Raw genomic sequence first — 10,416 nt, forward strand, 5'->3', positions numbered from 1 at the left:
CGTCCTGGTGGCACGTTCCACAGGAACACAATCCGCGGCCATCGGGAAGCCACTCCCACCGACAGGAGCCAGGCGTCCACATCCGCCTGGCGAGAGGATCGGGCAGATCACACACGCCATTGGTGTGGTCGTGGGCTGCGACGCGAACAAGGTCGCCACGGGCAGGACGGACATGGAGGGGAGCGTGAGCATCGGTACGAGACATGAGGGCCTCCGAGGATCAAGCCCCAGCCCGCGATCCCTCGACGAAGGACGAGCTGGGGCTACGGTAGGCAGCCCTCTCGCGGTCGAGTCCTCATGGGGCGATCATGCCATGCGAGGGCGGACGAGGTAATTGTGGAGCGCAACACCTAAGCTCCGACCATGAAGATCTTCGTGGGGGTGACGGACAACAACTGGGCCGGCTTCCTGCGCGATCACAGCGACTTGACCGAGGCGAACTTCTGGCAGCCCTCGCCGCACAACTTCAAGGTTCTCAAACCTGGCGAGCCCTTCCTGTTCAAGACCAAGGACCCCCGCAAGTTCCCTCCAACGGCCGCCCCAGGGTACTCGTTGGTCGGAGGAGGCTTCTTCGATCAGTACGTCGAACTGCGGGTGAGCGAGGCCTGGGCCATCTGGGGCCAAGGGAACGGGGTGTCCAGTGAGCGAGAACTACTCTCGCGGGCGCGGGCGTACCGCGGCACCAACCGCGGCCTGGACTTCTCCGAGGGCGACCCGACCATCGGCTGCATCATTCTGCGCAACGTGTTCTTCGCCGAGATGGGAGCCGAGTTGCCCCAGCCGCCGCACTGGGCGACCAACATTGTTTCCGGTAGAGGCTACGACCTGACCGGCGTGAACCCGGATCCCGACTCCGAGTACGTGCAGCAGGCCTTCGCCACCCTCCAAGCCCACGCTCGCATCGACTACGGCTGGGATTCGGATCTGCGCCAAGTCTCCATCGAATGGAACGGCCCTCGCCACGGAGTTCCGCGCCTTGTCACACCTCGTACGGGGCAGTGCATGTTCAAGCTCGCAGTCGCGACCGCCTATCGCCACAGGTGCGCGATCACCGGGAGCGCCACCTTCCCCAGTCTGGAGGCGGCACACATCCGGCCGTTCGCCAGCGGCGGCGCGCATGCCGTCTCCAACGGGCTCCTCCTGCGCACTGACGTCCATCGGCTGTACGACGGGGGCTACCTGAGTATCGACCCCGACCTCAGGCTGCGAGTGTCACCCCAACTTCGACAACGGGGGTGGAACGGCGTGGAGTTCTACCAGCGCGAGGCCGAAGGTTTTCGGGTGACTGAGCCTCCCGACGTGTCGAACAAGCCAGATCGAGAAGCCCTGGCATGGCACTATCACACGGTGTTCCGCGCTTCGTGACGCTCCATCCATGTGCAGCGAGTGGCCGCCTTGGCGAACGTCAGGTCGTCACTCCCAACAGTCACTGAGTGATCGCGGCGACGGACGCGCCTCGACCAAGGGAGAGTTGCAGTCGTCCGTCATGGACACTCACGTCCACGCCGGACGTTCCATGCGCGGCGGCGATCACCTGGTCCGTTGCCAGCCAGGCAGCCGTCAGAGCCTTCGACCTCGCCACTTCCGCTGGGAACAACGCGAGCTCGCGGTACAGATCCCGCTTCTCGGTCGCTTCCGCCTTGTAGTCCGTGGGCAGAAGATTGGGCAGGGTCACCCTGAACAGCGTCAGGAAGCGGTCGGCAAACCGGTCCTGCCTCAAGGGAGCCCCGGGGACAGCCACGTCGGTCGTGATGATGAGCCTCTTCTGGAAGGCCGCCGGGTCGCGGAACTGCGGGGCAAAGTCTGAGTCGAAGTCAGCTGCCGACCGCTCCGAGACCCTCTGAACCCATTCCTGCTCGGGGTCGGCGGCAATCGCCCTGACAAAGTCGAGGTTCAGTCGATGACCGGGAAGGACTCGCTCGAAGCTGCCCCGCAGGTCCAACTCTGAAGACTCCAAGGCCGTGAACTGGGCCAGCATCGTGCGTCGGTACGAACGATGTACCTCTTGGATGCTGACGAGGTCGTAGAGCATTGACTGCGGGAGTGCGATGCGCTTGTTCGCGACAATCGCCTCCATCATGCTGGTGGCCTCGCGCGCCAGGTACTCGCTGACCATCAGGTCGAGACGGTCACTCTGCGCGTGAACCTCGCCCCACCGTCCGATCATCTCGGACAGCCACTGGGTTCGTCGAGACTCCTCATGGGCCGCTTCCTCACGAAGGCGTGCCTGTCGGGTCTCCCATGCCATGGAGAGATGGCCAGCGGCATCGGCAACCGCCGCGATGGTCTGCACCGGTCCGAAGGGGAACTGGGGCGCAACCGGCGGGCGGTCTGGTTGCGGTGTTTCAGGCGCATCACGCTCCGCGGGGGTCCACCGGACCCCGCGATTCGTGAACTGGAGCGCCCATTCCGAGCCATCGTCCTTGGTCACCATGTACTCGCGGCGAACCTGCGCAGCATCGGCCATGTTCACTTCCATCCCCTCGATCACGACCCCAACCGGGAAGGTTGGCAGTCATGTGTTCATCATCGATGATCGCACTCACTTTTCGTGCGAATGCGTCACCGGTCATCCCTTCGAACCACCTCCGCCGCCAGCGACCCCACCGCCGCCAGCAACTCGTCTGGGCTCTCCTCGAGGTCAAGCGTGTGCGCCACCACCCTGACCCCACTCCCCACCACCACGTGGGTCCGCTCGTCCTCGAACCCCTTCGCGTAGACCAGATGCCCCGCAGGCAGCCCCAGCACCGTGCAGTAGGCGAGCATCTGGTACAGGTCGGCCTGCGGAAAACCGCTCGGCTTCTCGGCCTTGTACTTGGCATCCAGCACCAACCGCGGCCGACCCGCCACCGACCACACGAAGTCGGGTCTGATCGGCACGAGACGACCCTCGTCCAGGTAGGTCCGGAACTGCGTCAGCGAGACTCCACCGAACCGGCGCATCGCCTCAGACAGCGCGGTCGTGACAAAGTCCTCGAACAACGTCGCCATGTTGAGCAGATACCCCGACACCATCAGGTCGCCGGAGCGCTGATCGAACGACCGCCCGGCCAGGATCAACTCGGCAATCTGCAACGCCGGCACGTAACGGGCGTTGAGCCGCGAGGGAGTCCACGTGGGCAACGCACTCCCCCGTGGCGGCGCCGTCACGTCTGCCAGCTGGAGCCGCAGGTGCTGCAGCCGCGACCTCAGGTGCGCACCCACGGGCATCCGCAGCAGCGCACCGACCGCAGCCAACAGCAGCTGGTTCTCGGCGATGTCGACGGTGTACTCGTCATAGCGCACCTCGAGCGGCACATTCCGCCCCCACCTCCGCCGGATCTGATCGGCCTCGCGCACACGCCCCCGCAAGACGGGCGACGACTCGTCCACGGTGACGTACCCCTTGAGCAGTCCCTGCCCCAGCGCGATCCGCGCCAGACGGACGAATGCCTCCGCCAATGCATGCGGCAGGTCGACGTCATCGTCCAGCACCACCCGGTCGTCCCGCCAGAAGTCCGGACGCCGCGCGTACCCGAGCAGGAACACCAGCCGATTGAGGTCGACCTTGGGTTCGATCACCACCTGCAGCCCGCCGACCGAGACCACCCCGACCTGCGTGCCGGGCGTGGCCAACCACCAATCGTCCCGGTCGGTTCTGGTCAGTTGGACGACCCCCGCGCCCGCGAGAGCGTCGGCCACCGCCCGGGGCAATTGCACGAGTTGGGGCGTGTCTCCCTCACGCAGGATCAGTGGGCTCGTCACCGGTGCTCGCCTCCGACCCGTCGACCCCGGCAGCATGATCAGCACGAGGATCAACCGCAGCATCAGCAGTACGAGCAGCAGCCCTGCGCCGAAGGTCGTCCAACCGATACCTGGCAGCCACGTCCGTGCCGTCGCCGAAGTGGTGCTCCTCCAGCAACGGCAGGATCGCCGTCCGCCACGTGCGCTCGAGCCCACCCGCCTGGTGCACCGCCGACCGCATGAAGTACGACGGACCGACCTTGAAGTCCGGGTCTTCGATGAGGGCGTTCAGTTCGTCCAACAGGTCGGCCACGGACACGTCGCGCCCCGACGCCTGCAGCCACCGCCGCAGCACGTCGCGCGTCGGTGCCTCCGACGGATGCAGCGCCACGAAGGCGAACCGGCGTCGCATTGCCGCGTCCACGAGGGCGATCGACCGGTCGGCGGTGTTCATGGTGCCGATCACGAACAGGTTCTCGGGCAGCGTGAAACCCGAAGCGTCATCCTGGGCGTAGAGCAGGTCGACGTTCTCGTCCCGGTACTCGAGCAGGAAGTACAGCTCGCCGAAGATCTTGGCCAGATTGCCTCGGTTGATCTCGTCGATGACCAGCACGTAGGGCACGCTGGGGTTCTCGCGGGCCGCCTCGACCGCCTTGCGAAGCGGACCCGGTTTCAGCTCGAACCCGCCACTGCTGACCGGCCGATAGCCCTCGAAGAAGTCCTCGTACGAGTACGCCGGATGGAACTGCACCAGTCGCGTGTTGTCGCCGGCGAGGTGGCGGGCGAGGGCCTGCCCAATGAAGGTCTTGCCGGTTCCGGGAGGGCCGTAGAAGATCATTTGCGGACGATCGCGGAGCAGCTCGATGCACTCCTGCAACCAGGCGCGATCGACATGCAACTGCTCGGCCAACTCATCCGTGGCATCGGGAAGAACGAGGGGTTCGCGCGTCACGGGAGCCGGCGGTTCCTCGGTCTCGACATCGACGGACTCGGCTTGGTCGAGCATCTTCTCGAGCAGGTCGAGCTGCTGGGTCATCTCGACGACGTCGTACTGAATCTTGAGGCGCGCCTTGATCTCGGCTGCCACCTCGCCGTAGTCGTACCCCTCGGGAGCCCACTCGACCGTACGGCGCAGGTTCGTCAGGCCACCCGTCGAGGTGCGTTGGTCGACCTCACCGGTCAGGCGACCCACGTATAGCTGACCCTGGCTGGTGGTCACGACGACATCGTCGAGCTGCATGCGCGAGAGGAACGCGTGGAACTCGTCGAGCTTGGCGGCTTTGGCGGCGTAGGAGGCTTGGGAATAGTCCTCGTCGACGATCGCCTTGAGGTCGCTGCGCTCAATGCCGGCTTCGACCGCCCGCAGCTTCGCAGCCCGCAGGGAGCAGAATCCTTCCGCACGCCACTGGGGCACAAGGTCGTGCCCGTCAACGGACGAGCCCCGCACCAGCCACGCGCGTTTGGCCGCGCCCGCGAGCACTCCCTTGTCTTCCAAGAAGGCCCGGAAGTCTTCGGTGCGAAGGTGCTGGGCCTCGCTCGCCGTGCCGTCGGACTCGAAGCGCAGGCCTTCCGACTCGAGGACGTCCCGGAGGTCATCCGTGCGGCCATCAAGCCACGAGAACGAAGGGGATGGACGCCCATTGGCGGACAGCACGCGATGCGCGCCCTCGATCCCTGCCTGCCGCATGACATTCCCGACGGTCTGGGCGTTGGTCCCGGCCACGCTTGCGAGCTCCCCGTAGGTCGTCCATTGGCCTGCCTCGAGCAGTTCGAGGGAGGCCTCGAGTATCGCGAGATAGCGGGATCCCTGACCGGCCTTGCCTTGCTTCTTCCGGTCGCGGTAAGCCTTCGACGCATCGGCATCGAGTCCCACGCCACCCGGATGGGAGAGCAGGGCTTCCCGGCCGCTGTCGGTGATCTGCCATCCCTCGCGGCTCTTGATGATCCAGCCAGCGGCTGCGAGGTCGGTGGTGCTCCAGGTCAGGGTGGTCGCCCACCTCGGCGTCTCGTCGCCTTCTTTGATGGTGGCGAGCTCGTAGGGGGTCAGTTGACCATCGAGACGCTCGGCCACTCGCTCCAGAGCCGCGGACCGAAGCAGGGGTCCCGTCTCATCGAGCACCTGTAGCAGAGCGTGATCGAGCAACCAGCGGCGGACGGGCTCGGTGCCATCATCGGACGATCCCCAACCAGGGTCGACGCCGCCCTCCGCGACCCGGAGCAAACGGGCTACGGCGTCGTTCCGGGTGACGGAGAACACCGTCATGGCGCCATTAACCATGGCCTCGAGATCGCTTCGGAGCGCACTGCGCTCGACTCGGTCGAGGTTCCACTGCACCGGAATGAAGTGTCTGGCGTGCTCCGGCGCCGCCGGGTCGTAGCCGTAGGAACCGACCACCCGACCGATGGCCAGCAGGCCCCGCTGGGTCTTGAGCGGCATGATCACTAGGTCGCCCTCAGCAATGGACGACCGGAACGCCCACAGTTGCCCCGCGCTGTTGGCGTGGCTCTGGGCAGAGCCATCGGGGTAGAGCCGGTCGACCAGCAGGCGAACCTGATCACGTGAGGTCAGGGACGACAGGTCGGGCACGTCGGACCAGGCGATGGTGGCGCGGCCAAGGGCAAGGTTAGAGGCCTCAGCCTCGCCGTCACGACCCGCTCGGACGACCCATGCCTGTATCCCATCAGCCATCTTCTTCTCCAGAGTTTATCAGGTGCAGATTCCGAAATATGACAGCACGATCAGTTGTGTGTGCGGCCACAACATACGCAGTGGCTCATTTCAAGCAACGAATGGTTGGCACGAATTCCTCGCAATGAATTGCATCGAACAGTTCCATGACTCGATTCTTGGTGCGAAATTGCCCGCAAGCGCGGACCTCTTGCGCCCGAAGAAGATCGAACGAGTCAAGCACCCATTCGACCTCATCTCGACCGAAGCCATACAATACCATTGCTGCGGCGTCGATCTCACGGGATATTTCCCACCTTCGCTCGGGGTCAATGACAGGTTGTACGCGACCCAGCGAGCCCCCTACGGCATTATCCAACTCCGTGCTAGTGTTCGACAACCCCCAAGCACAGGAGGCTAGCCATTCGGACCAGGTTGCACCATCGAGACCATTCGGAGCTAGCGTCAGAACCGCCTCGCTTGGCAATGGGAGCTGACGCAGGATGCTAGCCGTGAGGTGTGTTCCGCTGATCTTCTGCCGCGCAAAATAGTCGAAGGCCAGAGAATTCAGCAAAGATAGAGTCGCTAGGAGGTCTCGATCGGTCATAGTCTCCGAGAACACCATTTGACAAGTATAGGCGATTCCCATTCTTGGAGCTACTGTGAAGACGCTGGCCCTACTACTAGTTTTACTATCGGTAATTTCCTTGCCAACTAGGCACCAGCCCCTCCTGGGTGTCCACTCGGAAGCAGTCACAGTCTCATTGATCCAGTAGCGTGGAATGCCATCGCCTGGATCTCTTCTCGCATCCAGAGCGGACATGTTGGGACTTGCACGACGATTGAACCGAACACTACTCGGAATCTCACGGAAGGAGCGACTGCGGACGTCGAAGGATGTGAACAACTTCGCTTCGAGGACCGGAGAGAAGGCTTCACCCCCCTCGACCACGAACCTGCGCCCATCCCAGTGGCCGTCGAACATCTGCATCAAGTCTTCCATTCTGACCAGCTTTGACTTGTCTGCAGTGAGATTGATGAAACCTTGCCTTGTTTCCAAGGGCAAGTCTCCGAATACGGTGCAGGCGGAATAGACTCGTTCAATTATCTCGATGTCCATTGAATGCCTGAGTAGGGGCAAGGATCCCGTCTCGGGATTCACTAGCCTGGGCAGCCAGGATGGAGTCATCACCGTGCGGCTCCGAATCTCCGAAGGACGAACGGCAAGCACAGTCGTCTCAATAACCGGAAAGACTCCATTCGTACCAGCAATCGTCAGGAGCGCAAACCGCACGGGCTTCTCCACGGACTTGAAAAGTTTGTCCGAGTTGACGAAGTCAAACGCCGTCCCAAGTCGCTCCGACTCAATCCACGCCGAACACAGCGGAGCAGAATTGAGATCCGTCAAGATTCCCGACGGGAGGATGACACCGGCAAGTCCACCAAAAAGAAGGTGGTCGAAGAGTTCAGCAAACAGGTGGTAAAGATTTACCCGACCTCTGGCCGTAAGTGGGAATCTACCAGAGGCTCTGGCAAAGTGATTTATCCCCTGCATTTCTCGACGGGCACGATTCACGCGCGCTTCGAGCGTGGCATCCTGGCCAACCAGTTGCATGTAGAGTCGATCACGAACTCGGGGGTCACCGTGCACTGCCTGTTGCGGAAGGAGCGCTGACACGTACTCTGCGGTCTCGATCTCCGTCTGCTCCCATGGCGGATTCCCGAGCACGACGTCGAACCCGCCCGACCAGCTGCGGCCGTCAATCTCACCGTTCGGGTGGAACAGGTGCGGGAACTCCAGGTGCCAGTGGAAGAACTGGTACTCCGAGGCCAGCGACTGCACCGTCGCGACGGTCTCCTGCGGAAGTGGATCGCGTTGCCGAAGGCCGCGAAGTCGGGCATCCGTCACGGCCGGCGCATCCCCCTGTCCCTTCGGCCAGACGAACGCCGCACACCACGCGTCAGCGATGAAGCGCTCCTGCGTGAGTCGGGGGTCGTCCGTCAACCGCTTCAGTTGCTCGGCCCGAGACTGGGCCTCCCGCAGCGACGTGGCTCGTCCGGCGCGCACGAACTCATCGAACTCACGGCCATACTGTGCGTCGCCGGCGGGAGTCGGCGACCCCTCAAACAGCTCGTCCTGCCCCGACCGTTCCCTCTTGTTCTGCTTCTTGATCGCGGTCACCACCCGCTTGTCGTCACCCTCGAGGGCGGCGAAGGCTTCATCCGGAACACCCTGCGCGACCAGCGCGGGAGTGGCACCCATGAGCGAGTTGCCCACCTTGATCTGGGCATCGAGGAAGGCGAGCGGACGACCGGGGTCGAGCGTCTCGAGCCAGAGCGACACCTTGGCCAACTCGGCCGCCAGGGGGTTGAGGTCGACGCCGTAGATGCAGCGACTCACAACGTCGGCGAGCGCCTCGCGCACTCGCTCGGGTGGGGGCTCGGGATCACCGGTGCGGTGGGCGGCCACTCGCTTGGCGATCCGTCTGGCGGCGGCCACCAAGAAGTGACCCGACCCACACGCGGGGTCACAGACAGTGACCGATAGCAAGGCCTCCACGGGGTCGGCCTGGGACTCGGCCCGGTCGAGCACCGGGTCGAGAGCCGAGTCGAGCAGGCAGTCGATGAGCGAGGTGGGCGTGTAGTACGAGCCCGATGACTTGCGGTCGTTGCCCGCCGCGGACAGCAGTGCGAACTGCCGGCGCCCCGCATCCCACGACGGCACGTACTCGAGCAGGGCCTCATAGATGGAACCCAACTCCTCGGCCCCCAGGTTGCGGTAGTCGACAAGGCGTTTCTGCTTGGACTCGGGCTCCTCGATCAGGCTGAGGTGACGGACGGCTCGCAGCAGCGACTCGTTGGTCAAGGCCTGGTCATTGAACAGATCGAAGGCACTCGGCTCGAAGAGGCCGCCAATACCCACGAGGCCCAGCTCGGGGCGCCCGTCGACTGACCCCAGACCCTCCCAGACGAGAGTCAGGGCGCGCCACTGGTCAGCGTGGCGCGTGCCCCGTCGACGACGAGCCGTGCGGCGCAGCCTCTCGGTGGAGAAGTACTCGTGAAAGCGTCCGACCGCCACCGGGTCGGCACTCGGATCGAGCAAGAGGCCGCGATCCTCGGCCACAAAGGTGAACAGCAGACGGTAGACGACCCGGAGCAGTCCGTGGTTGACGTCTTCGATGGCGAGGCCGCCCTCGGCGAGCTGATCTCGTAGGTGCGCATTCTGGGGATGAGCCAGGAAGCCGGTTCCCAGCGTCGTGATGGCTTCGACGACCCCGTCGCGAAGTTGGTTCAGGGCACGCGACCCCGACTCCAGCGACGTCGTGCGCCATTCCTCGAGCCAACAACTCGCCATGCCCTTCTCGGGGTCGCGCACCTCGAGTCGGGACTGGTGGCAGGCACTGAACATCACCAGGAAGTCGGCGAAGAGGTCTCCGTCGAAGATCGCCTCGAGGTCGAACTCGAGGTATGCGGCCCCGACCAGCGAGGTCGAGTCACGGAGCAGACGCAAGGTCAGCCCGTTGGACAGTACGGCCCACAGGTAGTCGTCCGATCTGTTCAGCAACTCCTGAACCATCGACTGGGGCGATGACGACGCGGCTCCGGCCACGCCTTGGCTGCGTCGGTCGAGCTCGATGCGGTGACCAAGCAGGTGCACGGGCACCTGCTCCCACAGGTGACTGACCGGGGCGGGCTTGTCGCCGGCACCCAGACCGCCCGCGGGACTGCCGGGCACTCGCCCATAGCCCAGCTCGCGCAGCACGATGAGCAGCCACCGTTCGCGGGTCAGGGTGGTGCCGCGGTCAGACTCGGCGAGCGCCGAGGCCGCCTGGCGATAGGTGGCCCAGACGCCGGTCAGGTAGGCCCAGGCCCGGTTCGCGGCCTCACGCACGGTCTCACCGGGCGCCAGATGGTAGTCGGCGGAACCCTGCCCGGGCATGACCCCGCCGGCAACCTTCGACAGGGCATCGGCCGGGAACAGTCCCCCGGCGACGCGCACACCCACAAATGCCTCGCTTGCCATG

Annotated in this window: 5 protein-coding genes; 1 reads left to right on the forward strand and 4 read right to left on the reverse strand. The window is 64.4% G+C overall.

All coding sequences use genetic code 11. From position 1 onward, the window contains the following. The first annotated feature begins 363 nt into the window (after positions 1-363). Positions 364-1,365: an HNH endonuclease gene (locus ACSDQ9_RS09150; protein ID WP_435146238.1), complete on the forward strand. Its 1,002-nt coding sequence runs from the start codon at positions 364-366 to the stop codon at positions 1,363-1,365. Positions 1,366-1,426: 61 nt separating this feature from the next. Here ACSDQ9_RS09150 and ACSDQ9_RS09155 read toward each other — a convergent pair whose 3' ends face one another. The 4 genes from ACSDQ9_RS09155 to ACSDQ9_RS09170 all read right to left on the reverse strand — a co-directional run bounded on the left by ACSDQ9_RS09155 (position 1,427) and on the right by ACSDQ9_RS09170 (position 10,415). Beyond that, positions 1,427-2,491 (reverse strand): hypothetical protein, encoded by a 1,065-nt coding sequence (locus ACSDQ9_RS09155; protein WP_435146240.1) that lies wholly within the window; start codon positions 2,489-2,491, stop codon positions 1,427-1,429. A gap of 71 nt (positions 2,492-2,562) precedes the next feature. Then, on the reverse strand, positions 2,563-3,744 hold the full coding sequence (locus tag ACSDQ9_RS09160; protein WP_435146242.1) for an McrC family protein: 1,182 nt from the start codon (positions 3,742-3,744) through the stop codon (positions 2,563-2,565). Next, positions 3,719-6,412, reverse strand: a complete 2,694-nt coding sequence (locus tag ACSDQ9_RS09165; protein ID WP_435146244.1) for an AAA family ATPase — start codon at positions 6,410-6,412, stop codon at positions 3,719-3,721. Before ACSDQ9_RS09165 ends, ACSDQ9_RS09160 begins: the two co-directional genes overlap by 26 nt. Positions 6,413-6,497: 85 nt before the next feature. Next, positions 6,498-10,415, reverse strand: a complete 3,918-nt coding sequence (locus tag ACSDQ9_RS09170; RefSeq protein ID WP_435146246.1) for an Eco57I restriction-modification methylase domain-containing protein — start codon at positions 10,413-10,415, stop codon at positions 6,498-6,500. Position 10,416 lies beyond the last annotated feature (1 nt).

The sequence above is a fragment of the Aestuariimicrobium soli genome (genome assembly GCF_051192575.1).
Classification (GTDB): Bacteria; Actinomycetota; Actinomycetes; order Propionibacteriales; family Propionibacteriaceae; genus Aestuariimicrobium; species Aestuariimicrobium soli.

Coding starts and splice junctions, on each gene's coding strand:
- ACSDQ9_RS09150 (WP_435146238.1), top strand. CDS start 364: ATGAAGATCTTCGTGGGGGTGACGGACAACAACTGGGCCGGCTTCCTG.
- ACSDQ9_RS09165 (WP_435146244.1), bottom strand. CDS start 6,412: ATGGCTGATGGGATACAGGCATGGGTCGTCCGAGCGGGTCGTGACGGC.
- ACSDQ9_RS09170 (WP_435146246.1), bottom strand. CDS start 10,415: ATGGCAAGCGAGGCATTTGTGGGTGTGCGCGTCGCCGGGGGACTGTTC.